At 69.1% G+C, this 25,777-nt stretch carries 27 protein-coding genes; 13 read left to right on the top strand and 14 right to left on the bottom strand.

Annotated elements, in window-relative coordinates; all coding sequences use genetic code 11:
• Positions 1 to 78: 78 nt before the first annotated feature.
• On the top strand, positions 79 to 1,386 hold the full coding sequence (locus SALPAC3_RS0111065) for an MFS transporter (protein ID WP_018221308.1): 1,308 nt from the start codon (positions 79 to 81) through the stop codon (positions 1,384 to 1,386).
• Positions 1,387 to 1,481: 95 nt separating this feature from the next.
• Here SALPAC3_RS0111065 and SALPAC3_RS0111060 read toward each other — a convergent pair whose 3' ends face one another.
• Positions 1,482 to 1,937 carry an Lrp/AsnC family transcriptional regulator gene (locus SALPAC3_RS0111060; protein ID WP_018221307.1) on the bottom strand — a complete coding sequence of 152 codons (456 nt, stop codon included), beginning with the start codon at positions 1,935 to 1,937 and terminating at the stop codon, positions 1,482 to 1,484.
• A 95-nt stretch (positions 1,938 to 2,032) separates the two neighbouring features.
• Between SALPAC3_RS0111060 and SALPAC3_RS0111055 the strand changes: the two genes are divergently transcribed.
• Positions 2,033 to 2,956: an SMP-30/gluconolactonase/LRE family protein gene (locus SALPAC3_RS0111055; RefSeq protein ID WP_018221306.1), complete on the top strand. Its 924-nt coding sequence runs from the start codon at positions 2,033 to 2,035 to the stop codon at positions 2,954 to 2,956.
• On the opposite strand, the gene SALPAC3_RS25645 is transcribed toward SALPAC3_RS0111055, so the two are convergent.
• The 5 genes from SALPAC3_RS25645 to SALPAC3_RS0111030 form a co-directional block, all read right to left on the bottom strand.
• Positions 2,932 to 4,209 (bottom strand): MFS transporter, encoded by a 1,278-nt coding sequence (locus SALPAC3_RS25645; protein ID WP_198290346.1) that lies wholly within the window; start codon positions 4,207 to 4,209, stop codon positions 2,932 to 2,934. The two genes, SALPAC3_RS0111055 and SALPAC3_RS25645, sit on opposite strands and share 25 nt — an antisense overlap.
• Before the next feature lie 17 nt (positions 4,210 to 4,226).
• Positions 4,227 to 5,066 carry an SDR family oxidoreductase gene (locus SALPAC3_RS0111045; RefSeq protein WP_018221304.1) on the bottom strand — a complete coding sequence of 280 codons (840 nt, stop codon included), beginning with the start codon at positions 5,064 to 5,066 and terminating at the stop codon, positions 4,227 to 4,229.
• A gap of 94 nt (positions 5,067 to 5,160) precedes the next feature.
• Positions 5,161 to 5,940, bottom strand: coding sequence for a glucose 1-dehydrogenase (locus SALPAC3_RS0111040; RefSeq protein ID WP_026185452.1), 780 nt, complete (start codon positions 5,938 to 5,940; stop codon positions 5,161 to 5,163).
• Positions 5,941 to 5,966: 26 nt separating this feature from the next.
• Positions 5,967 to 7,757 carry a glycoside hydrolase family 15 protein gene (locus tag SALPAC3_RS0111035; protein WP_018221302.1) on the bottom strand — a complete coding sequence of 597 codons (1,791 nt, stop codon included), beginning with the start codon at positions 7,755 to 7,757 and terminating at the stop codon, positions 5,967 to 5,969.
• Between the two features lie 35 nt (positions 7,758 to 7,792).
• Entirely contained in the window at positions 7,793 to 8,776 is a 984-nt protein-coding gene (locus SALPAC3_RS0111030; protein WP_018221301.1) for an NAD(P)-dependent alcohol dehydrogenase, read from the bottom strand.
• A 134-nt stretch (positions 8,777 to 8,910) separates the two neighbouring features.
• On the opposite strand from SALPAC3_RS0111030, the gene SALPAC3_RS0111025 reads away from it, so the two are divergent.
• The 4 genes from SALPAC3_RS0111025 to SALPAC3_RS0111010 all read left to right on the top strand — a co-directional run bounded on the left by SALPAC3_RS0111025 (position 8,911) and on the right by SALPAC3_RS0111010 (position 11,823).
• Positions 8,911 to 9,618, top strand: coding sequence for a TetR/AcrR family transcriptional regulator (locus tag SALPAC3_RS0111025; RefSeq protein WP_018221300.1), 708 nt, complete (start codon positions 8,911 to 8,913; stop codon positions 9,616 to 9,618).
• 235 nt (positions 9,619 to 9,853) lie between these two features.
• On the top strand, positions 9,854 to 11,029 hold the full coding sequence (locus SALPAC3_RS0111020) for an alpha/beta fold hydrolase (protein ID WP_018221299.1): 1,176 nt from the start codon (positions 9,854 to 9,856) through the stop codon (positions 11,027 to 11,029).
• A 143-nt stretch (positions 11,030 to 11,172) separates the two neighbouring features.
• Positions 11,173 to 11,463 (top strand): putative quinol monooxygenase, encoded by a 291-nt coding sequence (locus SALPAC3_RS0111015; RefSeq protein WP_018221298.1) that lies wholly within the window; start codon positions 11,173 to 11,175, stop codon positions 11,461 to 11,463.
• 69 nt (positions 11,464 to 11,532) lie between these two features.
• On the top strand, positions 11,533 to 11,823 hold the full coding sequence (locus SALPAC3_RS0111010; RefSeq protein ID WP_018221297.1) for a putative quinol monooxygenase: 291 nt from the start codon (positions 11,533 to 11,535) through the stop codon (positions 11,821 to 11,823).
• A 56-nt stretch (positions 11,824 to 11,879) separates the two neighbouring features.
• On the opposite strand, the gene SALPAC3_RS0111005 is transcribed toward SALPAC3_RS0111010, so the two are convergent.
• From SALPAC3_RS0111005 to SALPAC3_RS0110995, 3 genes are all read right to left on the bottom strand, one after another.
• Positions 11,880 to 12,941, bottom strand: coding sequence for an AEC family transporter (locus tag SALPAC3_RS0111005; RefSeq protein WP_026185450.1), 1,062 nt, complete (start codon positions 12,939 to 12,941; stop codon positions 11,880 to 11,882).
• 189 nt (positions 12,942 to 13,130) lie between these two features.
• The gene (locus SALPAC3_RS0111000; protein WP_018221295.1) at positions 13,131 to 13,715 is read right to left on the bottom strand and encodes a ClpP family protease; all 585 of its coding nucleotides are present in this window, start codon (positions 13,713 to 13,715) and stop codon (positions 13,131 to 13,133) included.
• Between the two features lie 192 nt (positions 13,716 to 13,907).
• Positions 13,908 to 14,537, bottom strand: coding sequence for a helix-turn-helix domain-containing protein (locus SALPAC3_RS0110995; protein WP_026185449.1), 630 nt, complete (start codon positions 14,535 to 14,537; stop codon positions 13,908 to 13,910).
• Positions 14,538 to 14,698: 161 nt separating this feature from the next.
• On the opposite strand from SALPAC3_RS0110995, the gene SALPAC3_RS0110990 reads away from it, so the two are divergent.
• Complete coding sequence (locus SALPAC3_RS0110990; protein WP_018221293.1) at positions 14,699 to 15,718, top strand: potassium channel family protein; 1,020 nt, start codon at positions 14,699 to 14,701, stop codon at positions 15,716 to 15,718.
• Between the two features lie 138 nt (positions 15,719 to 15,856).
• Here SALPAC3_RS0110990 and SALPAC3_RS0110985 read toward each other — a convergent pair whose 3' ends face one another.
• Both SALPAC3_RS0110985 and SALPAC3_RS0110980 read right to left on the bottom strand, forming a co-directional pair.
• Entirely contained in the window at positions 15,857 to 16,891 is a 1,035-nt protein-coding gene (locus SALPAC3_RS0110985; RefSeq protein ID WP_018221292.1) for a 2-oxoacid:ferredoxin oxidoreductase subunit beta, read from the bottom strand.
• The gene (locus tag SALPAC3_RS0110980) at positions 16,884 to 18,731 is read right to left on the bottom strand and encodes a 2-oxoacid:acceptor oxidoreductase subunit alpha (protein ID WP_018221291.1); all 1,848 of its coding nucleotides are present in this window, start codon (positions 18,729 to 18,731) and stop codon (positions 16,884 to 16,886) included. The genes SALPAC3_RS0110985 and SALPAC3_RS0110980 overlap by 8 nt, the downstream gene beginning before the upstream one ends.
• 748 nt (positions 18,732 to 19,479) lie before the next feature.
• Between SALPAC3_RS0110980 and SALPAC3_RS0110975 the strand changes: the two genes are divergently transcribed.
• Together SALPAC3_RS0110975 and ndhC are read left to right on the top strand one after the other, a co-directional pair.
• Positions 19,480 to 20,124, top strand: a complete 645-nt coding sequence (locus SALPAC3_RS0110975; protein WP_018221290.1) for a C39 family peptidase — start codon at positions 19,480 to 19,482, stop codon at positions 20,122 to 20,124.
• A 106-nt stretch (positions 20,125 to 20,230) separates the two neighbouring features.
• Positions 20,231 to 20,608, top strand: a complete 378-nt coding sequence (gene ndhC / locus SALPAC3_RS0110970) for an NADH-quinone oxidoreductase subunit A (RefSeq protein ID WP_018221289.1) — start codon at positions 20,231 to 20,233, stop codon at positions 20,606 to 20,608.
• A gap of 37 nt (positions 20,609 to 20,645) precedes the next feature.
• Here the strand turns inward: ndhC and folP are convergent, their stop codons facing one another.
• Positions 20,646 to 21,515: a dihydropteroate synthase gene (gene folP / locus SALPAC3_RS0110965; protein WP_018221288.1), complete on the bottom strand. Its 870-nt coding sequence runs from the start codon at positions 21,513 to 21,515 to the stop codon at positions 20,646 to 20,648.
• A gap of 153 nt (positions 21,516 to 21,668) precedes the next feature.
• Between folP and SALPAC3_RS0110960 the strand changes: the two genes are divergently transcribed.
• From SALPAC3_RS0110960 to SALPAC3_RS0110945, 4 genes are read left to right on the top strand one after another with little or no spacing between them, the layout of a single operon-like run.
• Entirely contained in the window at positions 21,669 to 22,283 is a 615-nt protein-coding gene (locus tag SALPAC3_RS0110960) for a DivIVA domain-containing protein (protein ID WP_018221287.1), read from the top strand.
• Complete coding sequence (locus SALPAC3_RS0110955; protein ID WP_018221286.1) at positions 22,280 to 22,801, top strand: SRPBCC family protein; 522 nt, start codon at positions 22,280 to 22,282, stop codon at positions 22,799 to 22,801. The genes SALPAC3_RS0110960 and SALPAC3_RS0110955 overlap by 4 nt, the downstream gene beginning before the upstream one ends.
• 53 nt (positions 22,802 to 22,854) lie before the next feature.
• Positions 22,855 to 23,454 carry a DNA-3-methyladenine glycosylase I gene (locus SALPAC3_RS0110950; RefSeq protein WP_018221285.1) on the top strand — a complete coding sequence of 200 codons (600 nt, stop codon included), beginning with the start codon at positions 22,855 to 22,857 and terminating at the stop codon, positions 23,452 to 23,454.
• Positions 23,451 to 24,062: a hypothetical protein gene (locus SALPAC3_RS0110945; RefSeq protein WP_018221284.1), complete on the top strand. Its 612-nt coding sequence runs from the start codon at positions 23,451 to 23,453 to the stop codon at positions 24,060 to 24,062. The genes SALPAC3_RS0110950 and SALPAC3_RS0110945 overlap by 4 nt, the downstream gene beginning before the upstream one ends.
• 10 nt (positions 24,063 to 24,072) lie before the next feature.
• Here the strand turns inward: SALPAC3_RS0110945 and SALPAC3_RS0110940 are convergent, their stop codons facing one another.
• Together SALPAC3_RS0110940 and SALPAC3_RS0110935 are read right to left on the bottom strand one after the other, a co-directional pair.
• Positions 24,073 to 24,864: an enoyl-CoA hydratase-related protein gene (locus SALPAC3_RS0110940; protein WP_018221283.1), complete on the bottom strand. Its 792-nt coding sequence runs from the start codon at positions 24,862 to 24,864 to the stop codon at positions 24,073 to 24,075.
• Positions 24,861 to 25,688: a PaaX family transcriptional regulator gene (locus tag SALPAC3_RS0110935; protein ID WP_018221282.1), complete on the bottom strand. Its 828-nt coding sequence runs from the start codon at positions 25,686 to 25,688 to the stop codon at positions 24,861 to 24,863. Before SALPAC3_RS0110935 ends, SALPAC3_RS0110940 begins: the two co-directional genes overlap by 4 nt.
• Positions 25,689 to 25,777 lie beyond the last annotated feature (89 nt).

The following is a 25,777-nucleotide window of genomic DNA, read 5'->3' as shown; positions in this document are numbered from 1 at the left end:
GCGCACCGTGCGTCGGTGGTCGATCTCCCGCCTGGTTGGGGGCAGCGAGCCAGGTGGCCGTTCTGAGAACATCCCCGGGTGACGATTGGCGATCCTCCCCGTACGGATGACCGGAGAACGCCGGGCCCAGCGGGCCACCTGGCTGCTCGGCGTCGGGATGCCGAGAAGCTGGGCACCCCGTTCTGGCAGCTGTGGTCCGCGTCCGCGGCGTCGAACCTCGCCGACGGGATCGTCAAACTTGCGCTGCCGCTGGTCGCGGTCAGCTTGACGGATTCACCGATGCGGGTGGCCGGGGTGGCGATGGCGTTCAGCCTGCCGTGGCTGTTCTTCGCGCTGCCGGCCGGCGCGTTGGCCGACCGGTGGGACCGCCGCCGGGTGATGGCGGCCGCCAACGCGGTGCGTGCGGTGTTGTTCGGGGTGATGGCGCTGGCCGCGGCCCTGGATGCGGCGTCGATCTGGCTGCTCTACGCGGTGGCGTTCGGCGCCGGCGTCGCCGAGACGCTCTATGACACCTCGGCCCAGTCGATCCTGCCGCAGGTGGTGTCGCGGGACGCGCTGCCGCGCGCCAACGGGCGACTGCACGCGGTCGAGTTGACGGCCAACCAGTTCGTTGGCCCACCCCTGGCGGGGTTCCTGGTCTCCGCGAGCGTGGCGGTGGCGGTGGCGGGGCCGGCGGGGCTGTGGGCGGTCGCGGTCGCGGCGTTACTCCTCATCCGCGGCCGGTTCCGGGTCGAACGGGACGCGCCGAGCAGCCTGCGTCGGGACATCGCGGAGGGCCTCCGGTTCCTCTGGCGACACCAACTGCTGCGCACCATGGCGGTGATGGTGGGGGTCAGCAACTTCACGATGAGCGCGGTTGTCGCGGTGCTGCCGCTCTATGCGGTCGGTCCCGAATCGGCGATGGGGCTCACCGAGTCGGGGTACGGGCTGCTGCTCGCGACCCTGGCCGTCGGCGTTGTGCTCGGCTCGTTGGTCGCGGGGGCGATTGAGCGACGGCTGGGTCGCTCCGCCACCCTCGGCGTGGCAGTCGTCGTCGCCGCGGTAGTTGTCGGTGTGCCGGCGTTGAGCGCCAACCCATTCGTGGTGGGCGCGGTCTATCTGGGGGGCGGGGTTCTGGTCGCCACCTGGAATGTGATCACGATTTCGCTCCGCCAACGGATCACCCCCGACCGGTTGCTGGGCCGGGTCAACAGCGGCTACCGGATGCTGGCCTGGGGCGGCATGCCCCTCGGTGCGCTCACCGGCGGTCTGCTGGCGGAGTTGCTCGGCCTGCGCGTGGTCTTCGCGGTCATGGGTGTGTTGGCGCTCAGCCTGGTCATTGGCTTGTTCTGGGTCACCGACAGTGCGATTGACGCTGCCGAGCGGGAGGCGGAGCAGCAGGCGTGAATGCCGTCTCGCTCCGCGCCGGATGCCGGATCTGGCCGGTGCGTCGGCTGACGGTCGGGTCTGGCCGGTGCGTCGGCTGACGGTCGGGTCTGCGCTCAGCGAACCGGGTCAACGCTGATCGGCCGTTCGAAGAACGATTCCAGGACGACGATGGTTTGGGTGCTGGTGACGCCGTCGATGGCGAAGAGGCGTCTCAGCAGGGCTTGCAGGTCTTCGGTGGTGGCGGTGCGAACCTTCACCAGCACGCTCGCCGTGCCGGCGATGATGTGTGCCTCCTGGATCTCGGGAATGGCCGTGAGCGCGTCCCGGGTGGCCGCGTCGCCCATCCACTCGTCGGCACCGAGCATCACGTAGGCGAGCACGTCCCGGCTGACAGCGGCCGGATCGACGTCAACGGTGGTACGCCGGATCACGCCCCGTTCGCGCAGCTTGCGTACGCGTTCGTGCGCCGAACCCGCGGACAGGTCAACGGCCGCGCCGAGGGCCGCGTAGGACTGGGTCGCGTCCTGCTGCAGGCGGGCTACCAGGACGCGGTCAATATCGTCAAGCATCGAACACCCATCGGGATCGGAACGGCGACGACTTGACCATATCAGATTCGGAAGGCAGGCTTTGCTATAGAACAACATCTGGCGAGGAGGCCAATATGCCTGACACAGTCCCTGCTGAGTTCCGACTGCTGGATGAGCGCTTCCGGGACCTCGACGGTGACTTCGTCCTGACCGTCCTGCACGGTGACGCGCGGAAGTCGGAAGGCCCGGCCTACTTCGCGGCGGGGCGCTACCTGGTGTGGAGCGACATCCCCAACGATCGGCTGCTGCGCTGGGACGAGACCACCGGCGCGGTTGGGGTGTTTCGCCAGCCCTCCGGCTACGCCAACGGCAACACGATCGATCGGCAGGGCCGGTTGATCACCTGCGAACAGGGAAACCGGCGGGTGACCCGCACCGAGCACGACGGGGCGATCACCGTGCTGGCAGATCGCTACACCGGCAAGCGGCTCAACAGCCCCAACGACGTGGTGGTCCGGGCCGACGGCACGATCTGGTTCACCGACCCGAGCTACGGCATCAACAGCGACTATGAGGGCAACAAAGCCGAGCCCGAGTTCGGTGGCTCGTGCTACGTGTTTCGGCTGGACCCCCGCACCGGGGACCTGCGGGTGGTCGCGGACGACTTCTTCCGCCCCAACGGTCTGGCGTTCTCACCGGACGAACAACAGCTGTTCATCGTCGATACCCGACAGGAACCCAGCCACATCCGGGTCTTCGACGTCACCGCCGACGGGACCCTCAGCGGGGGCAAGATCTTCGCCGAGTGTGACTACGGACGCTTCGACGGGCTGCGCGTCGATGAGGCCGGTCGGGTCTGGGCCGCGGCCTGGGACGGCGTGCACTGCTTCGCTCCCGATGGCAGCCTCATCGGGAAGTTGCTCCTGCCCGAGCCGGCCGCCAATCTCACCTTCGGTGGGCCGAAACGCAACCAGCTCTACCTCACCGCGGGCCGGTCGGTGTACGCGCTGCGGGTCACCTTCAACGGCGCCCGCTACCCGGAACCAAGCGCCCGATGACCGGATCGTCGCGCCCACTGTGACCGGGCACGTCCTCTGAGAAATAGCATCGACGCGGTGACGAGCGCCGCGAGCACAACCGTGGCGATGCCGGAATACAGCAATGTGTCAGCGGCGCCCCAAAGCGTGACCAGTGGGCCGCCGAGCGCCGCACCCAAAGGTGTTGCCGTGGTGGTGACGGCGGACCGGGCTGCCAGGATGGAGGTAAGTTCAGAAGCGTCTGCGGCCTGCTGAAAAAGAGAAATAGTGAACGCTGGAAATGGGCCGTAGATCAATCCGCCGAGGGCGAACGAGGTCATGGTTGCTGAGGTGTTGTCGGTGATGCCGAAGGGGAGGAGGGTTAGACCCCAGCCGAAGATAATGGCGATCACAGCCGGCCATCTGGGCGCGCGGGCCAAGGCGCCGCCGGCGAAACCGCCGATCACTGCGCCGATACCGAATGCGGTCCAAAATGCTCCGAGTAGTTGGCCGCTGCCAGCCAGGTTGCCGGCGACATAGAGCGGAAGCCCAACCTCGACCGGGCCGTACAGGAAGAAGAAGGCGGCCGTGATCAGCAACAGGGAAACCAGTTGGGGTCGCCGCGCGAGTATCCGGAAGCCGGCCACGACGCCAGCCCGTCGAGCTACCGCCGGTTGTTGCGGAAGCTTCAGGCGGGCGACCGTGGTGAGAAGAAGCAGGTATGAGATCGCATTGACTGCGAGGATTGCCGAGCCGTCCAGCTTCAGCAGGATCATGCCAGCAATTGCCGGGCCGATGATGATGCTGACCTGCTGGGATACGCTGAGTAGAGCATTCGCGGGAAGTTGACGACCATCGGCGAACAACTGGCTGACAATAGTGTACAGACCCGCGTTCCCCCACGCTGAAAAGAGAGACGAAACGGCTAGGAGGGCAATGTAGGAGAAGGCGTTGAGTTGGTCGGCGGCGGCCAGCGCGACAATTGTTGCCAGTCCAAGAGTTCGCAGGCCGGTGCTTGCGCCGACCAACTTCTGTGCGCTCATGCCGCCGAACCACCGGCCAAGTACGAGAGCTCCAAGGGCGCCGGGCAGCGTGTACGCCGCCAGCGACAGTCCAGCGACAACTCCCCCTTGATCCGGCTGTGCCAGTTGTATCGCCAACCACGGTATTCCTACGAGTGCCATGCCGTCGCCAAGGAAGGAAACAGCGGAAGCGGGGATCAGTCTGGAGTACCGGCCGTCGGTGAGAACAGGGCGATAGGCGGAAAGAAGAGGGATTCGGATCTTACCCAGCAACCGGGATCCCGGATGGTTCAGGCGAAGTCGGCGGCGTGGTCGGCGGCCCACTGGGCGAAGGTCCGCGCGGGTCGCCCCAGTACCGTCTCGACATCGTCGGTCACCTGCTCTGGCTTCTCCGCCATCGCCGCCCAGCCGGCCAACGCCATCTCCGCGAAACCGGCGTCCCCGAACGCCTCGACCAGCATCGGGCGGACAGCCTCCGCCGGGATGTCCTGCCACCGCACCTCACGGCCGATCGCGGCGCCGATGAGACGTACCTGCTCGGCCTGGGTGATTGTCTCCGGGCCGGTGAGCACGTAGGTCCGCCGGTCGTGCCGGTCGCCGGTCATCGCCTCGACCGCCACCGCGGCGATGTCGTCCTCGTGGATCAGGGATCGGGCCGCGGCGCCGTACGGCCAGCGCACCACCCCCTCGGCGCGAATAGCGTCGGCCCAGCCCAGCGTGTTCGTGGCGAAGCCGGTGGGACGCAGCACCGTCCCGGGGAGGTCGCGTTCGCGGAGGGTGCGCTCCACCACCGCCCAGAACGAGTTCGGGTCGGCTTCGGCGGAGGCGGCCGACAGGTACACCACCCGGGGTGACCCGGCGCTGGCCAGCACGTCCGCGAGGGCCGGCGCGAGCGCAACGGCGACGGCGGGGTCAGTGTATGGCCAGATCAGGAACACGGCCCGGACCCCGTCCAGGTGCGGGCGGAGGGTCGCCGGATCAGCCAGATCGGCGGTGACCGCCGGTACCCCGGCCGGAAGGTTCGCCCGGCTGGGGTCGCGGACGACGGCGCGGACGTCGTGGCCTGCGGCGGTCAGCCGTGCCACCACCCGCCGTCCGACGTTGCCGGTCGCGCCAGTAACCAAGAACATGGGTCTCCTCCAGGAACGCTCCGATCGCGACAGGGAGACGGTAAAACCTCAACCAAGGTTGAGGTCAACCGTTCGCCACGCGTCGGAGCGCGCCCTACGCGCCCTGCCCCTGGTTCTGCATGAGGCCACCGTCCATGAAGTAGGTCGACCCGGTGACGTAGTTCGCGTCGTCGCTGGCCAGGAAGACGGCGAGCTTCGCGATCTCCTCCGGCTGGGCGGCCCGCTTCCACGGGATCGACTGCACCTGCTCCTCCAGGTACTGCGGGTCGTCGATCGCACGTTGGTTGAACGGCGTGAGCACCATGCCCGGCCCGATGTTGTTGACGTTCATGTGTAGCGGGGCGACCTCCAGCGCGATGCTCTTGGCCAGCTCCAGCATGCCGCCCTTGCTGGCGTCGTAGTCGGCGCCGCCGGCCCGGGCCACCTCCTGGTGGATGGAGGTGATGTTGATGATCTTTCCGTGTCCACCATGGTCGCGGCGGTGCCGGACGAACCGCCGACAGCAGAAGAACATCCCGTACAGGTTCGTACGGATGGCGCGGTCCCAGGTCTCGGTGTCCAGATCGGCGACCGGGGTGCCGGACGCGTCCACCCCGGCGTCGTTCATCAGGATGTCCAGCTCTCCGAACGTCGCCAGGGCCTCGTCGAACATCGCCTCGACCTGGTGCTCGACGCTGATGTCGCCCTGCACCACCACGGCCCGCCGACCGGCCCGCTCGATCTCGGCCTTGGTGTGGCTCGCCCCCGCATGGTCATGCAGGTAGTGCACCACCACGTCGGCGCCCTCCCGGCCAAACTCGATCGCGGTGGCCTGCCCGATACCGGAGTCCGAGCCGGTGATCAGGGCGGTTCTACCCATCAGTCGTCCGCTCATCAACGTGCTCCTTTCCTCGACTGCCACTACCTACTGGTTCCTGCGGCCTCGACCTGGCCGATGGTCCAGGCGGCGTTGATCAGACCGATGTGGGACAACGCCTGGGGAAAGTTGCCGATCAGGCGCCCGTCGCGTCGGTCGATCTCCTCGGCGAGTAGGCCGAGATCGTTCGCCCGGCCGGTGACGGTCTCGAAGACCTGTCGGGCCCGGTCAACCCGCCCGGCCAGAGCCAGGGCCTGGGCCAGCCAGTACGAGCAGATGATGAAGGCGCCCTCGTCCCCGGCCCGGGTCCAGCGCTGCACCAGGCCGTCCTGGACCAGGTCCCGTTCGATGGCATCCACCGTGCCCAGGATCTTGTCGTCGTCGGCGGGGAGGAACCCGAGAATGGGCATGACCAGGACTCCGGCATCCAGGTGGTCGGAGCCGAACGCGCCGGTGAACGCCCTGCTCGAGCTGTTCCACCCCTCCTCCAGGATCGCCGCGCGGACCTCCGCCATCGCCTCCGACCACTGCGGGACCTTCGCCTCAGCATCCAGAAGCCCGGCGAGCTTGACGGCCCGGTCGAGGGCCAACCAGCACATCACCTTGGAGGTCAGGTAGTGCCGCTGCCCCTCGCGCCCCTCCCAGATTCCGGCATCCCGCTCCCGCCAGGTGTCCGCGGCCCGGTCGGCCAGGGAGCGGAGCAGGCTGGCGGCGGCGGGCGACAACTCGGTGAGCTGGTCCCGCAGGACCCAGGCGCACTCGATGACCTCGCCGATAACGTCGAGTTGCTTCTGCAGCCAGGCGTCGTTACCAACCCGTACCGGGCGGCTGTCCCGGTAGCCCTCAAGGTGCCCGAGGGTGTGCTCGGTGAGATCACGCTCACCGCCCGGGCCAAACATGATCGGGACGTGGTCCTCCGCCTCCACCGAGCCCATCGACTCGGCCATCCAGTCGAAGAACCGGTGTGCCTCGTCCGGGCAGGCGGCGACCCAGAGCGCCTTCAGGGTGAAGGCGCCGTCGCGGAGCCAGCCGAACCGGTAGTCCCAGTTCGCCTCGCCACCGATCTCCTCGGGCAGGGAGGTGGTGGGGGCGGCGATCACGGCCCCGGTCGGCTGGTAGGTCAGCGCCTGCAGGACGAGGGCACTGCGTCGGACCTGCTCCCGGTAGGGCCCCTGGTACCCCTGGTGGATGCGGTCCCAGGACCGCCAGGCGGCGATGGTGTCCCGCAGCGCCACCCGACCGTCGAGGGGAACCGTCGGCGGGTCGGTGGACCGTCGGTGGTGCAGCGCGAAGACCGCGCTCTCGCCTTCGGCGAGACTGAACTCTCCGGTCACCACGGAACCGTCGATGGTCAGGTCGCGGTCGCTGGTAAGGGTCAGCCGGTCGGCGCCGCCGGAGATCTCGATCCCCGTTGTGGCGTCGGAGACAGTGGGGCTGACCAGGCCGTACTCGGGCCGGGCCGCCACCTCGACCGTCACCTGCGCCGGGCCGGCGATTGCGTCGACCCGGCGCAGGAGGACGTGCGGCGAGCTGAGGCCGATCTGGTGACCGCGTTCCCCGACCCCGAGGCTGAGCGCATCGGTCAGCCGCAGCACCCCGTCCTGGGTGTGAAAGTCGGTCTGGACGACCATCGTGCCGTCGAGGTAGCAGCGGCTCGTCGTGTACCGCCCGTGCGGTCGGATCCACCAGTGGCCGCCAGCGGAGCCGAGTAGCTGCGCGAAGACGCTTGGCCCGTCGAACCGGGGTGGACACCACCAGTCCACCGAACCGTCCGCCGACACCAACGCCGCGCCCTGGCAGTCGCCCAGAAACGCATAGTCACTGATCTCCGCCACACCCGCGTTCTACCCGCGATGGCACCGGTTACGCCTCAGAGGGTGATCACTACTTTCGCCCGCGCGTGTTCACCTTCGAGGTACCGAAGTGCTTGCGGTACCTCGTGCAGCGGGTAGCTCCGATCGATGACCGGGGTTAGGTCCCCGGCCTCGGCGTGGTCGCGGAGCACGTCGAGGTGCTTTCGGCTGGGCACGGTGGTGAGAACGGCGATGCGCTGTCGGACGAAGGGCGCCAGGAGTCGCCCGCGGGTGATGAGCCAGACCGGTCCGACGAGGCTACCGCCGCGGTAGACCCCGCCGCCGGAGAGGATCAGCCTCCCGGCGGGGGCCAGCACTCGCCGGAGTGCGGTGAGCGAGCGGTTGCCGACCAGGTCGAACACGACATCGTGTGGTTGGGCGTCGTGGGTGAAGTCGCTCCGGGTGTAGTCAATGACGTGGTCAGCGCCGAGGGAACGAACCAGCTCGGTGTTCCGGGTGCTGCACACTCCGGTCACGGTCGCGCCGAGCGCCTTGGCCAGCTGCACGGCGAGGGTGCCGACGCCGCCGGAGGCACCGTTGATCAGGACGCGGTGGCCGGGCTCGACCTGCCCGAGATCCGCCAGCCCCATGAGTGCGGTGACGCCGGCGAGGGGCAGGGCGGCGGCCTGCCGCGGCGTCAGGTTGGTCGGCTTCGGCGCGACCAGGGCTTCGGGTACGCAGACGTACTCGGCGAAGGCGCCGTTGGCATCGCCGAGGTCGCCGAAGACCGCATCGCCGGAATGAAACTGGTGAACGTTCTCGCCGACGGATTCCACCACGCCGGCGAAGTCGCGGCCACGGATGCGGGCCCGGGGCTTCGACCGGCCCAGCGCCAACCGCGCCATCCGCGGATCGCCGCGTAGCACATGCCAGTCGTAGGCGTTGAGGGCTGCGGCTTCGACCCGCACCAGCACCTCGTCGGCGGCGGGCACCGGCGGGTCAACCTCCGCGAGGGTGAGGGACTCCGGCGGCCCGTAGCGGTCCTGCACGATGGCCTTCATTCTCCACTCCAAGGTGTACGGCGTCCGCCTCATTCGTGGTGTACGGCGTACGCTGGTCTCTGAACAGTAGGTGTACGCCGTACACTCGTCAAGGCGGTTATGGTTTCCAGCACCGCTGGAGACGAGGAAACGAGATGGCTGAGCAGACCGAGGTGCCTCGCCGAACGCCGCTGAGCAGGGAGCGAGTCCTGCGGGCCGCTGTCGCGCTTGCCGACGAGGCCGGGATCGACTCCCTCAGCATGCGCAACCTTGCCCAGGACCTGGGCGTCGTGCCGATGGCCCTCTACAAGCACGTGGCCAACAAGGACGAACTGGTCGCCGGCATGATCGATGTGGTCATCGACGAGATCGCCCCGCCGCTGGCCGACACCGACTGGAAGCACGCGGTCCGGGAGCGGATTCTCTCCGCGCGGCGGGTGCTGCAGCGGCACCCCTGGGTGTCCCTCGCCATTGAGTCGCAGCAGACGCCGACGCCGGCCATCCTCGCCTACCTCGACTCGATGGTCGGGACCTTCCGGACTGGCGGCTTCTCCGTGGACCTTGCCCACCACGTGATGCACGCGATGGGCAGCCGCACCCTGGGTTTCAGTCAGGAACTCTTCGACACCGCACGGAACGCCGGCCGGACCGGCGTGACCAGTCCGGAGCCACCGGCGGCCCTACCAGCGCAGTTCGCCGACCGATTCCCCAACCTTGCGAAGATCGCCGTGGTGGCGTCCCACGACGACACGTCGGTGGTGGGGCGGGGCTGCGACGACCAGTTCGAGTTCGAGTTCGCCCTGGACCTGTTGCTCGAGGGCATCGAACGGCTGCATCAGCAGGGCTGGACATCCGCTCGTTGAGGCGCTGATGCGGCCAGCGGGCCGTATCGCGCGCCTCAATTTGGGTAGGGCTGCCCCCAGCAAAGACTGGCTGGTACGCCGTATTTCCTGGCCCACCCCGCGTTCCTAGGCTCGGGACGACGGGAGTGGTTCGCCGGGCGGTGCGCTGAGATCGTGCTGCTCTCCGACCGGCTCGGGGTTGGGATTGGGGATTGCCGTGAGCGGTAGGTCGAGGAAGTTCTCTGTTCGTCTCCTCGTGGCGTCGGGGGTGCTGGCCCTCGCCGCCCTGGCAGTCGCCGCCGGCGGCGTTCCGCAGCGGGACAGCAGGGCTACCCCAGAATGGGAGCGCCCGTTTCCAGTGGCGGAGAGCGTCTATCCGTTCCAGTCAAAAGTCTACGAGTGGAACGGGTTCGCATATCACTATGTGGACGTGCCCCCAGCCGTCGGCCATACCCCCAAGGGCACCGTTCTGGCGGTCCACGGCAACGGAACCTGGAGCATGATCTATCGGAAAATTGTCGACCCGTTGAGCGCGGCTGGATTTCGGGTGATCCTCACCGACCACCTTGGTTTCGGTTTCTCCGACAAACCGAGGGTCAGCGAATTCGACTACCTGCCGAGTTCGCACGCGACGGTGCTGCGGGACTTCATCGCCGACCTGGCCCTGGAAGATCTCTACCTGGTGCTCCAGGACTGGGGTGGGCCGATCGGACTGGCCGCCGGAGTCGCGACCCCGGAGAAGGTGCGGGGTCTTGTGCTGATGAACACCTGGGCCTGGCAACTCGACCGTATCGAACAGGGGCAGACCGGATTCATGCACGCGGTGCACGATCGTGGGCGCCATGCGCAGCTGGAACCAGAGTTCTACACGGAGGGCGAGCTCATCCGCCGCGGTGCGATCGGGGTCGCCGAACGCAACGCGGTGGAGGGGTCGGCGGAGTACGCGGCGCTGCGGGACGCGATGTGGGGGCCCTACCTCACCCTGGAGCCCCCGCATGAGCTGCGCTATCCGGAGGTGACCCAGCCCGTGCACATCTCCGCCATGGCGACCGTCGCGGACGGCGCGTTCCTGGATCAACTCGACCGGGACCTGGCCGCGCTGCGGTCGAAGCCGGTCTTCCTCGCCTTCGGTGACGACACGGCCTTCGGGCCCTACAAGGTCGACCTGGCGATTCTCGGCGGCGACCGGGAGCTCTGCCGGCCCGGCTATCACCCGGCGAGTGAGGAGGTCACCACCCGGACCAATTGTGTCGATGACGAGACCGGTGCGGCCTACTGGTATCCGCTGGAGCGGTTTCTGTCGGAGTGGCACCCCACCGCGGTCGTCGGTCAGTGGCGGGACAGTACCCACGGCCACTGGGTGCAGGACGAGGTTCCCTCGGTGGTGGTCGAGGCGGTGCGGTCCGTCCACGCGGCCGGTACCCGACCGTGAGGACGGGTACCCCCAAACCTGGGCCCTGGAACCACCTGATCAGCTCCGAGCCGCATCTGGCGACTCACCGGCCCTGGTGCGGGCTCTTCCGCTAGCGTGAAGAAGTTCCACAAACGAACGACGAGGCGACCAGGGGGTACCGCATGTCACGCCTGACTATTGTTGCCAACATTCACGCCAAGCCGGACCAGGTCGACCTGGTAAAGGCGGAGTTGGAGAAGCTTATCCCGACCACTCGGGCAGAGAAGGGGTGTATCAACTACGACCTGCACCAGGATAATAGTGACCCGGCTCATTTCGTTTTCTACGAGAACTGGGAGTCCCGTGACCTGTGGCAGGCGCACATGAACGCCGCTCACATGGAGGCTTATGGAGCGGCGACCGCCGGCAAGGTGGATGAATTCGTAGTCAACGAGATGACCCACATTGGCTGACGGCTCGTGAACCGCGCTGTCGGGCTGAGGGCGTTTCACAACGGAACGATCAGGTGAGGAGGGTGCAGAATGTCGCGTTTGTCTATTGTTGCCAACGTTCACGCTCGGCCGGGCCAGGCGGACCTGGTGAAAGCGGAGTTGAAGAAGCTTGTCCCGTTGACTCGGGCGGAGAAGGGGTGTATCAACTACGACCTGCACCAGGATAATAGCGACCCGGCCCACTTCGTCCTCTACGAGAACTGGGAGTCCCGCGAGATCTGGGAGGCGCACAAGGGTGGCGCGCACTTGCGGGAGTATATGGAGGCGACATCCGGCAAGATCGATAAGTACGATTTCATTGACCTGACGTATCTTGATTGATGTAGCGTTTGGGGCTAGCTCGGGTGCGCCGTACCGGAGGTGGCGGGGCAACGAGGTCATCCCGCCTGCGCCCAGTGGACCCAGAGCGGCAGCAGCAGTAGCGCCGCGACCGAGCTCTTCACCACCAGCGCGGCCGACAGCTCGACGTCAACGCCGTAGCGCTGCGCGACGATGAACAGGTTCTGTGGCGCCGGCATCGCCGCGATGAGGACGAGATAGGTCAACCAGGGGCCGTCAATATCGAGGACGTGCGCGACGGCCAGCCAGACCGCAAACGGGAACAGCAGACACTTGACGGCGATCAGCCAGATCTCCTCGCCGGTGGTGTGGCGGAAGCTGACCCCGCTGCCGCCCAGGTGCAGGCCCAGGGCGAAGAGCGCGATCGGCGCGGCGGCGCCGACGAAGTCGAATCCGCCGAGCAGCGGCTCCGGTATCCGGACGGCTAGCAGGTTGAACAGGAGGCCGGCGTTGCACGCCAAGACGACCGGGGTGTTCAGGGCACCCCACACCGCCCGGCCCACTCGGCCGCGTCGGCTCCGACGTTGCGGTGGCGCCGGTGGCCGGCCGGTCTGCGTCGGTCCCAGCCCGCCGGTCGGCTGCGCCTGCCGCCCGCCGGCCCCAGCCGAGGTGGGTACGGCCTGACCAGCCGGTACAGCCTGCACCGGCGCCCCGCTCAGCTCCATGATGGCCAGGACGACCAGGGTGAGGACGCATACCTGGAGCAGCAGCACCGGAAAGACCGGCGCTGCGTCGCCAAAGAGCATGATGAATACGGGTACCGCGAAATAGGCCGTATTTACCTGGATCGCCGCCATGATCCGTAACGCGAGCTGTCGCGGCTCGCGGGTGGTGGTCAGCCCCGCCAGCACCCCGACCACCGCCATGGTGATTCCCGCCGTGCCGGCGTAGCCGGCGAGAGCGGGCCAGGCGAACAGGGCGCTCAGATCGCTGCGGTAGATGTTGGCGAACAGGTAGCACGGCACGGCGAAGAGGAAGGCGAAATCGGCGAACGCCTTCGAGCTCGCCGCGCTGACGACGCTCCGCCGGGCGAACAACACACCGCCGCCGAGAGCCAACGCCACCGGCACGAGCTTTCCGAAGACGGCAAGCGCTTCCAACGGCACGGGCCTCCAGCGGTCCTGGTTGGCCGGCCCGATCCGGTCGGCAGAGGGCGTCCCGTGGTCCGGCGGAGGCTCCGTTGCTATCAAAGGGACAAGGGTCGACGCCAATCGGGGAGCGGGTGAACAACATCCGCCGCCGCAGTAGGTAGGTTCGGCCGACCCATGCGGCTTCGGCCCGACCGTTGCTCAGCGCGTGAGCTCCGCCGCCTGCGTGATGACGTGGTCGATGAGGCCGTACTCGCGGGCTTGCTCCGGGGTGAACCAGCGATCCCGGTCCCAGTCTCGCTGGATGTCCGCCAGCGTCCGACCACTGTGCTGGGCGATCAGTCCCTGCATGGTCTTCTTCACGTGCAGGAGGTTCTCCGCCTGGATCCGGACGTCGGCAGCGGTGCCCCCCATCCCGCCGGCCGGCTGGTGCATGAGGATCCACGAGTGGGGCAGCGCGTATCGTTTGCCCGCCGTCCCGGCGCAGAGGAGGAACTGCCCCATCGAGCCGGCCATGCCCAACGCCAGCGTCGCCACGTCGTTGCGGACAAACCGCATCGTGTCGTAGACGGCCATCCCCGCGCTCACCGAGCCGCCGGGCGAGTTGATGTAGAGCTTGATGTCGCGGTCCGAGTCCTCGGCGGCCAGCAGCAGGATCTGGGCACAGACCCGGTTGGCCGACTCGTCGGTCACCTCGGTGCCGAGGAAGACGATGCGTTCCCTCAGCAGCCGCTCGAAGACCTGGTCGCCGAAGCCCTGCTGCCCATCGGCCAACATTCTGATCATTAGGTGCTACCTCCAGCGCGTCGGCGGGCGGGGACCGCCCGGGAGTCGGCCCGTCCAGCGTGCGCGTGCCGGGGTAGGAGGAGGTAGCCGATCTGCCGGCAGCAGATCGGCTCAGAGCAGATCGGTCGAGGGCGGATCGGCCGAGCAGATCGATCGGCTCGGGGCGGTCTGGTTGGGCTACCGCCGGGTCCGCTACCGCCGAGCCAGCTGCCGGCGTGCCCGGACGAGCCGCCGGACCCGCCACGAGCGTCGTGCGGTTCGGTCAGCCGGCGCCGCCGCGATCAACCGGACTCGTAGGCCGGCCCCTCCCGCCGGGCCGCCGGTCAGCGCCGGCCCGGTCAGCGCCGGCCCGGTCAGCGCCGGCCCGGTCAGCGCCGGCCCGATCGGCGCGGGCCCGATCGGCGCGAGCCCCGCCCCACCGATGGGTAGCCCAGGAGAACCCAGTCGAAGGGGCACCTGGCCGGCGCCGCAGGAGGTGGGGCCGCCGCCGCGTAGCCCGGCCCGGACCGAGTGCTGCCGGGCCGGCTCGACGCGGGAACTCGGCGTGCGGTTGACCTCGCCGATGGTGAACCCCATCGGCTCGGGCCGCTCCAGGCGGCGTAGCTCGTCCCGGGCCTCCCCGAGCAGGTCGGATAGGCGGATCCCGAGTGCCCGGCAGACCGCCGCGAGCACCTCGGACGAGGCCTCCTTACGCCCCCGCTCCACCTCGGATAGGTACGGCATGGAGACCCCGGCGGCCGTAGCTACCTCCCGCAGCGTGCGGCCCTGCCGCATCCGGACCCGGCGCAACACCCCGCCGATGACTCGTCTGAGCAACGACATCCTTCGCCTCGCTTTCGTTGGCTGTGGTCGCGGGGCACAGCTCCCATCATGCCCGTCGGGGGCTGTCGTGCCGTCGTCCCTGCCGCCTCGCCATCTGCGTTACCCCCGACCCGTTATGTTGTGGGCGTGCAGGTATCAGCGGAGTTTGGGCGGGGCGAGCGGTGATCCATTTCCCGGCGCAACGGCGCGATCCGCTGAGCGCGTTGAGTCTACGGTTGGCCGCGGCCCTCGGGCTCGTCCTTGCCAGCGTCGCCGTGGTGTGGCTCGGCAGGGACGGTTATCGGGACGCCAACCGCGACTCGGACGGGCTGAGCCTCCTCGACTGCTTCTACTACGTTGTGGTTTCCCTCTCCACCACCGGGTACGGCGACATCGCCCCGGTCTCGGAGTCGGCCCGTCTGCTCAACGTCCTCTACATCACCCCGGCCCGGGTCATCTTTCTGATCATTCTGGTCGGCACCACCCTGGAAGTCCTGACCGAGCAGTACCGGACCGGCCGTCGCCTGTCGCGGTGGAGGAGAGCTGTGAAGGACCACGTCATCATCTGCGGCTACGGCACCAAGGGCCGCAGTGCGATCTCCGCCCTGCTCGAGAACGGTTTCGACAAGTCCAGGATCGTGGTGGTCGAACGTAGCGGCGCCGCCCTGCGGCAGGCGACCTCGGCCGGTCTGGTGGCGATCGAGGGGTCGGCGACCCGCTCGGCAACCCTCAACGAGGCGCACATCCGGACCGCCAAGGCGGTGATCATTGCTACCGACAGTGACGATGCTTCGGTGCTGGTGGCGCTGACCGTTCGGCAGCTCACCGCAGGACAGGTGCGGATCATCGCTGCGGCCCGGGAGGCGGAGAACGCCCCGCTGCTCAAACAGAGTGGTGCCCATCATGTGATCGTCTCGTCGGCGACCGCCGGTCGGCTGCTGGGCCTCTCCACCTCCGCGCCGCCGCTGATCGATGTCGTGGAGGATCTGCTCACGCCCGGTCAGGGGATGGCGCTCGCGATGCGGTCGGCCGAGCGGCACGAGGTCGGCCGCTCCCCCCGCGAGTTGGAGGCTCTGGTCATCGCGTTGGTGCGGCGGGGCAAGGTGGTCACCCTCGCCGATCGGGCCGGCGGGGTCATCGAAACCGGCGACATGCTCGTGCACGTCCGCGACGACCGTCGAACCTCCACCCCGATGTCCTGAACCCCGCGCCGCTGCGCCTCGGGCCGCTGTCCTGAACCCCGCGCCGTAAGTGCCCCGGGCCGGAGCGCCCGCGCCGCTGCACTCCGGGCCGCTGTCCGGAGCCCGGCTACCCGGCGGACACGGGGACCAGCCTCCGGCTCAGTTGATCGTCCAGGTATCGCCGCTGTGCAACAGGCCGGCGAACTGCTGCTCCCGAGTCTCGGTCACCGTCGCCCGGGCGGCGTCGAGCTGCTCCTGCACCACGCTGTCGTACGACGGTCGTCGGACCGAACGCAACACCCCGATCGGGGTGTTGCGCAGGTCCAGGCCCGGCAGCCGAGACAGGGCGAACGCGTACGCCGGGTCGGTGATGGTGGCATCGTGGACGACGATCTCCTCCGCCGTGGTGGCCGCGGTCTCGCGGACCTCCAGGCCGAAACCGCCGGGCGGGTGTACGACGCAGAACTGCCCGTCCCGGCCGAACGTGATCGGCTGGTTGTGCTCCAGCCGGATCAGCGAGTCGTCCCGGGTGGCGGGACCCTTGAGCTGTTCGAAGGCCCCGTCGTTGAAGATGTTGCAGTTCTGGTAGATCTCCACGAAGGCCGAGCCCTCGTGCTCGGCGGCGGCCCGGAGCACCGACTGCAGGTGTTTGCGGTCCGAGTCGATGGTGCGGGCCACGAATGTGGCCTCCGCGCCCAGCGCCAGCGAGAGCGGGTTGAAAGGTGCGTCCGCCGACCCGACCGGGGTCGACTTGGTGATCTTGCCGACCTCGGACGTGGGGGAGTACTGCCCCTTGGTCAGGCCGTAGATCTGGTTGTTGAACAGCAGGATCTTCAGGTTGACGTTACGCCGTAGCGCGTGGATCAGGTGGTTGCCGCCGATCGACAGCGCGTCGCCGTCCCCGGTGACCACCCAGACGGAGAGGTCGGGGCGGGTGGTGGAGAGGCCGGTGGCGATCGCCGGGGCGCGCCCGTGGATCGAGTGCATCCCGTACGTGTTCATGTAGTACGGGAAGCGCGACGAGCAGCCGATGCCGGAGACGAAGACGATCCGCTCCCGGGGGATGTTCAGCTCCGGCATGAAGCCCTGGACGGCGGCGAGGATCGCGTAGTCACCACAGCCGGGGCACCACCGCACCTCCTGGTTGGACTTGAAGTCCTTCGCGGTGAGCTTGAGGGCGACGGGCTCAGACATTCTTCAGGACCTCTTCCAGCATCGTCTCCAGCTCGTTGGCGGTGAACGGCAGACCGTGTACCTGGTTGTAGCCGATCGCGTCGACCAGGTACCGGGCGCGGATCACGTGGGCGAGCTGACCGAGGTTCATCTCGGGGATGACCACCCGCTCGTAGGAGCGCAGTATCTCGCCGAGGTTGGCCGGCATCGGGGCGAGGTGCCGCAGGTGCGCCTGGGCGACGGAGAGCCCGCGTTGGCGGAGGCCCCGGCAGGCCGCGCCGATCGGCCCGTAGGTGGACCCCCAGCCGAGCACCAGCACCTGAGCGTCACCGTCCGGGTCCTCGACCTCAAGGTCGGGCACCGGGATGGCCTCGATCCGGGTGGCACGGGTCCGCACCATGAAGTCGTGGTTGGCCGGGTCGTACGAGATGTCGCCGGTCTTGTCGGCCTTCTCCAGCCCACCGATGCGGTGCTCCAGCCCCGGTGTGCCGGGGACGGCCCAGGGCCGGGCCAGGGTCTCCGGATCCCGCAGGTACGGCAGGAAGGTGGCACCGTCCTCGCCGTTGGGCCGGGTGGCGAAGTCGACCCGCAGGTCGGGCAGGGACTCGACGTCGGGGAGCAGCCATGGCTCGGATCCGTTGGCCACGTAGTTGTCGGAGAGCAGGAGCACCGGCGTGCGGTAGGTCAGCGCGATCCGGGCCGCCTCCAACGCCGCGTAGAAGCAGTCGGCCGGGGACCTCGGCGCGAGCACCGCCACCGGCGCCTCGCCGTGTCGGCCGAAGAGGGCCATGTTCAGGTCGGCCTGCTCGGTCTTGGTCGGCATCCCGGTCGACGGCCCGGCCCGCTGCACGTCCACGATGACCAGCGGCAGCTCCAGCGCCACCGCGAGCGAGATGGTCTCGCTCTTGAGTGCCACGCCGGGGCCGCTGGTGGTGGTGACGCCGAGCGCCCCGCCGTACGAGGCGCCCAGCGCCGCGCCGATGGCCGCGATCTCGTCCTCGGCCTGCATGGTGAGCACGCCGAAACGCTTGTGCTTGCTCAGTTCGTGCAGGATGTCCGATGCCGGGGTGATCGGGTAGGCGCCGAGGAAGACCAGCAGCTCGGAGCGGACCCCGGCGGCCACCAGGCCGAGCGACAGGGCCGCGTTGCCGGTGATGTTCCGGTAGGTCCCGGGCGGCATCTTCGCCGGCTTGACCTCGTACCGGACCGCGAAGTCCTCGGTCGTCTCACCGAAGTTCCAGCCGGCCTTGAACGCCGCGACGTTGGCTCCGACCAGCTCCGGCCGGGTCGCGAACTTGCGCTCCAGGAACCGTAGGGTCGACTCGTACGGCCGGGAGTACATCCAGCTCAGCAGACCCAGCGCGAACATGTTCTTGGCCCGTTCGGCGTCTTTCTTGGACACCTCGTGGTCGGCGAGCGCCCCGACGGTCATCGAGGTCAGCGCCACCGGGTGCACCGTGTAGCCGGCGAGCGAGTCGTCCTCGAGCGGGTTGGCCTGGTAGCCGACCTTGGCCAGGTTACGGCGGGTGAACTCGTCGGTGTTGACGATGATGTCGGCTCCGCGCGGCAGGTCGGCGAGGTTGGCCTTGAGCGCGGCCGGGTTCATCGCGACCAGGACGTTCGGCGAGTCGCCGGGGGTGAGGATGTCGTAGTCGGCGAAGTGCACCTGGAAGCTCGACACCCCGGGTAGCGTCCCGGCGGGCGCGCGGATCTCCGCGGGGAAGTTGGGCAGCGTGGAGATGTCGTTACCGAGTTGGGCGGTTTCGGAGGTGAATCGGTCGCCGGTCAGCTGCATCCCGTCGCCGGAGTCCCCGGCGAAGCGGATGACCACGCGGTCCAGTTGGCGGATCTTCTTGGTCATGACCGCACCCCGCTCTGGTCGGCACGGTCGCCCGGATCGCCGCACTCGCTCCTGACCTCGCCCTGCCCGGTCACATGGCCTCCTCGGCGCGCCGCCGTGACCCACCTCGTGTGGTTGTCCGGCCTGCTGTCGGTTCTCACCTGAGAGCCTACGTCGGATCACCTCCACGCCAGCTCGAGAGGTCCGTCGACTGAGACTTGATTTGGCGAGTAGATGACCGTTTCATTGCTATTTTCGGCCGGCTGTCGTAATCCAGATCACCCGATTGCTTCGTCGGTCTCGGTGCCGGTGGACTCCGGTGCTCGTTGGCTGCCCCAAAGGCTGTTGGCCGAGCGGGGGGTGGTGGCCGGAAGGCTCTTTGTGGCCGCCGTTGCTATCGCCAATGCGATGCGATTACCGATAAAATAGGCGTTTTGGTCGGATTGGTAGTTTCATCGAATGTGAGGTATCTGACGTTTTGTCGGGTGGCCCGGGTCACCGTCGCCGGGGAATCGGTGGTGGGGGCCCGTGGTTATACCTGGCGTAACCATGCGGGGCAGCCGCGAGCGCCCCGCCGGACCGCCGGACGCCGGTAGTTCGCCCGCCCCGGAATGCCACCGGGCCGGCGTTGGTTACCCCCCTCGGGCCGCCCGAGTAGCACCCCGCCGGGCGCAACCCCCTCTTTCGAATCTCTTCTCGAACCACCTCGCCCGACCCGTAGGCGCGCCCCCGCGTCCGCGGCACCCCCGAGCGAAAGGCTTCGATCATCATGCGTACCGACATCCTTCGCAAGACCGCCCTGACCGCCGCTGGCCTGATCGCCACCGGTGGCGCCATCGCCGCCCCCGCGACCGCCGCCTTCGCCGCCCCCACCGCGCAGCCCACCGCGCAAAGCCAGCGCGACGGCACCCGCGTACTCCCGGTCGACTACGAGGCCCAGCCGAACTTCTACTACTGCGGCCCCGCCGCCGCCCGCAACGCCCTGTCCGTGCAGGACAAGGACATCGACGTCTACTCGATGGCCGAGCGGATGGGCACCACCGAGTCCGGCACCGACTCCATCAACGACATCACCCCGGTGCTGAACACCGAAACCGGCAGCGACGTGTACCGCAGCGTCGAGATCTCCACCCCCGAGGCCGACACCACACAGACCGACACCCTGCGCGAAGACATCATCCGCACCGTCGACGACGGCCGCGCCGTCGTGGCCAACATCGCCGGCACCGCCACCGACACCAACGGCGAGAGCCACTCCTTCGCCGGCGGCCACTACATCGCCGTCAACGGCTACCGCGACGCCGGCGACCAGGTGAAGATCGCCGACTCGGCGAACCCGAACACCGCCGAGTACTGGATCACCACCGAAGCCCTCGCCGACTGGATCGCCACCCGCGGCTACTCCACCAGCTGACCCCCAACCAACCGACAAGGGCCGGCCCCCACCAGGGGCCGGCCCTCGTCGTCGTCCACGGCTCGACGGATGCGGGCCGGGGGCCGGACCGGTAGTCTGAGCCACCGTGACCGGTTACCTGGGCTCCTACGCGACGCTCGGGCTCCTGCTCCTCGCCAGTCTGCTCTTCTTCGTGACGGCCTTCTCGGCCAACCGGGTGTTGCGCCCCGCCCGCCCTGCCGAGCCACCTGGCAAGCGCGCTGCCTACGAGTGCGGGCTGGACCCGGTCGGCGGTGACTGGGCCCAGGCCCAGATCCGTTACTACGTGTACGCCTACCTGTATGTGCTGTTCGCGGTCGAGGCGGTGTTCCTCTTCCCCTGGGCTGTGATCTTCAACCGGCGTGGCTACGGGCTGGTCACCGTCGTGGAGATGGCGATCTTCGTGGCGGTGCTGGCGCTGGGCATCCTCTACGCGTGGCGGAAGAACATCCTGCGCTGGACCTGACCGTCCGGCGACGCCAAGTCGGGGCCCACGGTGAGCGTTACGCCAGGCCGCGCCGGGTGGACGCGGGCGGGCGGTCGCCGCGGATGGTGGCCACCATGTCCAGGACCCGGCGGGTCGCCTGGACCTGGTGCGCCCGGAACACCCGGGCGCCCAGCCAGGCGGAGATCGCGGTGGCGGCGAGGGTGCCTTCCAACCGTTCGACGGCTGGCAGGTCCAGGGTCTCGCCGATGAAGTCCTTGTTCGACAGGGCGACCAGCAGCGGCCAGCCGGTCCCGGCGAGTTCGTCGAGGCGGCGGGTGAGCTCCAGGGAGTGGTGGGTGTTCTTACCGAAGTCGTGGGCCGGGTCGATCAGAATGCCGTCGGGCCGTACCCCCAGCGACACCGCCCGCTCGGCGAGGCCGGTCACGGTCGCCACCACGTCCGCCAGCACGTCGTCGTAGCCGACCCGGTGCGGCCGGGTACGCGGGGTCAGCCCGCCCGCGTGCGAGCAGACCAGCCCGGCGCCGGTCTCCGCCGCGACCCGAGCGAGCGCTGGATCGGTGCCGGACCATGTGTCGTTCAGCAGGTCCGCACCGGCGGCCACCGCCGCCACGGCTACCTCGGCCCGCCAGGTGTCGATCGAGATGACCACGTCGGGGAAGGCGGCGCGGACCGCGGCGATGGTGGCCACGGTCCGGCGGATCTCCTCGGCCACATCGACCTCGGCGCCGGGGCCGGCCTTGACCCCGCCGATGTCGATGATGTCGGCGCCCTCGGCGACCGCGCGTTCCACCGCGCGCAGCGCGCTCTCCTGCCCGAAGGTCGCGCCCCGGTCGAAGAACGAGTCCGGGGTGCGGTTGACGATCGCCATGACTCCGAGCTCACCTGGGCCGAAGGTACGTCGGCCGAGCCGCAGCGCGTTCGCCATCCCGCCTCCTGAGGGTGTCGCCGGACCTCCCGGCCGTCCCGACGCTAGTCGGTGCCCACCGAGTCGGCCGGACCGGTGGTCAATTCGCCTGCTCACCGGGGATCCGGGGTGGTGGGGTCGCCCCCGCCCGGTTGACATGCCACGATCTGGTGCATGGGTCAGGTTCTGCTCCTGTTGGTCGCGGCGCTCACCGTCGCGGCGGTGGTCTTCGGCGTGGCGGTGCTGGTCACCGACCGGGATTCGGGTCTTGCGCCAGTCGAGCCGGACGGGGCAGCGGTGCCCCTGCCCAGCACTCGCCCGCTGTGCGAGTCCGATATTGGCCAGGTGCGGTTCGACACCGCGCTGCGCGGGTACCGCATGGCTCAGGTCGACCAGGCGATGCGCCGGGCGGCGTACGACATTGGCTACAAGACGGAGCTGATCGGGGTGCTGGAGGCAGAGGTCACCGCGTTGCGTGAGGGGCGCAACGCCGATGCGGAGACGCTGCTGCGCGCCCGCAGGCAGGCCGCCGGAGCGCACTCCGGGGCCACCGCTGACCCGCCCGATGGCGTGGCGCAGCGGTCCCGACCACCGGCTGCCGAGACCGCTGACGAGTCGGCGGACGAGGCCCGCCTCGGTGGCGAGGTCGGGCGACGTTCCGATGCGCAAACCGTTGACGAGACCCGGTCCGGTCCCGAGGCTCGGTCCGGCGGCGAGAGCACGGCTGGCTCGGCGGACCGGGCCGGGCCGGGCGCGGCGGACTCGGCAGCCCGCTCGGAGTCGGTGTGACGGTGGGGGACGGCGCCGAGGAGCGGGCCACCCCGGACCGCGCTGACCTGCGCGAGGTGGCGCGGCCGGGAGCCGGCGAGGTTACCGCCGCGGTGATCGTCAACGCTTCGGCCGAGCGGGTCTTCGCGGCGCTGGTCTCCTGGGAACGACAGAGCGAGTGGATCCCCTTCACCCAGGTCCGGGTGGTCGAGGGGGACGGTGGCGAGGGCAGCCTGGTCGAGGCGGTCACCGCGGTCGGGCCGGCCACACTCCGCGACGAGATGCGGGTGGTCCGGGTAGACGCACCGTACGAGGTGCGCGTGGTTCACTGCGGGAAGCTACTGCGCGGCCCCGGCGTGCTGCGGTGCACCCCGTTGGCCGGAGAGCGGACCCAGGTCGTCTGGCACGAGTGGTTCCAACTGCCGGGCGGGGCGGCCGGACGGGTGGTGTGGCCCTTCCTGTGGCCGGGATCGAAGGTCGGCCTGACGCGGGCCCTCCGGCGATTCGGGCGGCGGGTGGAACAGGGCCGTCTTCCCTGATCTGCCCGGGCCGGGCGTGTCGGTGCGTCGGTGGGGTGCCGTAGCGTTGACGCGTGACTGACCTCGTGATCGGCGCTGACGGTTCGCCTCGCTGTGCCTGGGGGGCGGGCACGCCCGACTACGCCGTCTACCACGACACCGAGTGGGGCCGCCCGCTGCATGGCGACGACGCCCTCTACGAGCGGGTGACGCTGGAGGCGTTCCAGTCCGGGCTGTCGTGGCTGACCATCCTGCGGAAGCGGGCCGCGTTTCGGGAGGCGTTCGACGGGTTTCGGATCGAGTCGGTAGCCGCGTTCTCCGCGGCGGACGTCGCCCGGCTGCTCGGTGACACCGGCATCGTCCGCAACCGGGCCAAGATCGAGGCGGCGATCTCCAACGCGCGGGTCGCGCTGGAACTTCCGGCCGGTCTCTCCGCCCTGCTCTGGTCGTACGCGCCGCCACCGCGGCGCTCCCGACCGGCCTCGTTCGCGCAGGTGCCGGCGCTGACCGTGGAGTCCACCACGATGGCGAAGGCGTTGAAGAAGCGGGGCTTCCGGTTCGTTGGCCCGACCACCGCGTACGCACTGATGCAGGCCACCGGCATGGTCGACGACCATCTCGTTGGTTGCCACGTGCCAGCTGGCGGTGGCGACGTGATGAGATGGAGCGCATGACGACGGACACCGCGGACCGGACCGACCGGACACCCCGTACCGACGGCGCGGACACCTGGGCGGTGCTGCTGCCACCGGGGCGGTACGAGGCCGAGCGGCTCGTGCACCATGACACGTTCGAGCTAGTCGGTGCCGAGGGAACCCGGCCGCGCCTCGGCGACCAGGTCGCGGTGCTCGCCGATGCGCCGTCGAGGCTGGTCGCGCTGGGTCGGGTCACCGACATCGGCGACCTGCGCCCGGAGGGCCCGCGCACGGATCAGGTCGAGCCGCGGCTGGTGATCACCTACACCCGACGGTCTTTCGACACGCCGGTGTCGGCCGAATCCCTGATGGTCGATGGGCCGGTCACCCCGCTGGACCCGATGGCCTTCCAGGCGCTGGCCGACCAACTCGGCCCGCCCCCGCCGCGGCAGTCCTGGATGGTCAGTCTCAACCTGCCGATCGAGGCCGTGTCGCCGGCGGAGGCGGTTCGGGAGTTCTGGGCCTACGTGCAGGAACTGGGCCCCGGCGAGCTACCCGCATTCGTCTGGCCGTCCGGTGACGAGCTGGCCATGCAGGCGTTCGTCCTCGGTGCGGAGGCCAACCAGGACCCGGAGGAGGACGACTGACCGGGCACTGTCAGCGGCCCTCGAAGACCGGCTTCTGCTTGGCGACGAAGGCCATGGTGGCGGACCGGTGGTCGGCGGTGGCGCCGCAGATCGACTGAGCCTGCGCCTCGGCGGCCAGGGCGTCGGCGAGAGTGCCCGCGTCCGCGATGGAGAGCTGTCGTTTGATCGCCCCGTACGCGACGGTCGGGCCAGCCGCCAGTCGGGCGGCCAACTCCTGCGCCGCCGGGAGTACCTCCTCGTCGGTCGCGACCAGCCGGTTGAGTAGGCCGAGCTGGTGAGCCTCCGCCGCCCGTACCGGCTCGGCGAGCATCAGCAGCTCGACAGCCTTGGCGTGGCCGACGAGCCGGGGCAGTGTCCACGAGGCGCCGGTGTCGGCGGCGAGCCCAACCTTCGCGAACGCCATGAGGAAGCTGGTGGAGGGTCCACCGACGCGGATGTCGGCGAGGAAGGCCAGCGAGGCACCCGCCCCGGCGGCCATGCCGCCGACGGCGGCGACGACGGGTTTGGCCAGTCCCGCCAGCCGGGCGACGATCGGGTTGTAGTGCGTTCCCACGGTGTCGAGCGGGTTGCCCTCGCCGGACTCCAGCGTCCGCACGTGTTCGCGCAGGTCCTGACCAGCACTGAACGAACCGCCCGCCCCGGCCAGCACCACCGCTCGGCAGCTCCGGTCGTTCTCCAGCTCGGCCAGGGTGTCCCGGAGCGCCTCCTTCAGCGCCGTGTCGAATGCGTTCATGGCTTTGGGGCGGTTCAGGGTGAGGGTTACGACGGCGTCGGTACGGTCGATGAGGAGTGGCTCGGTCATGGTGTCAAATGACCCTTCTGTCCAGTGATGCGGTTACCGGCGTCGAGACAGGCCTCGACGTAGCGGTCGGCGGCCGGCCGAAGCCGGGCCGCGTGGCGGTCGAAGAAGCTGCCGGCGGCGGTGCCCGGCCAGCGCTCGGGAAGCAGCGCCAGCGGCAGCTGTGGGTCCCGGAACAGGAACGTGCGCCAGGCGTGCACGAGTCGGAACCGGGCGGCGTACGCCTCCTCGTCGGGACTGCGTACGGTGACTCCGGCGAGCAGCGCCCGTTGTTCGGTGACGAACTGCTCGTATGCCCGGCCGATCTCGGCCAGGTCCCAGGCGCGGCGGACGATGCCCATCGCCCCCGGGGTGCCGGCGGCGTGCGCGGCGGTGAACCGCTCGTAGCGCACCCCTGCCTCGTCAAGGAGCAGGTCCACGCCCTCGCCCGGTCGGGTGGCCACCCAGGTGCACTCGTCAAGCGTGCCGTAGCCGAGGAAGCTCAGGTTCGCGGCGAGGCGCTGCCGTTCCCGGCGGGCGGTCGGTGCCGCCAGGACGAGCAGGTCGAAGCGCCCGTCCCAGCCAGTTTTGCCGGTGCGGTAGATCCGCGTGGCCGCCTCGTCCAACCGGCGTGCGGCTTTCGGCGTGATCGCGTAGCCCGGCCCGGTGACCATTCGGAGGGGTTCGAGCCAGCCCTGGCGCACCATCCGGGAGACCGCCGTCCGTACTGCTGGCGGTGCGATGCCCAGGGGTGCCAGCAGCTTGACCAGGGCAGCGACCTGTGCGCGGCCACCACGGGGCCGGAGGTGGTCACCGTACAGGTCGAAGAGTGCTGACCGTGCCTGCATGACCGCACATTGTGACAGGCCTTCTCGGGATAAGCTAGGTTCTGTTACATCAATACTGCCTCGGTTTGGGTCCGGCGGTGTTCATCAGG

The organism is Salinispora pacifica DSM 45544, from assembly GCF_000378845.1.
GTDB lineage: Bacteria > Actinomycetota > Actinomycetes > Mycobacteriales > Micromonosporaceae > Micromonospora > Micromonospora pacifica.
Note: the sequence above shows the minus strand (reverse complement) of the source record. Positions and strands in the feature narration are given on the sequence as shown.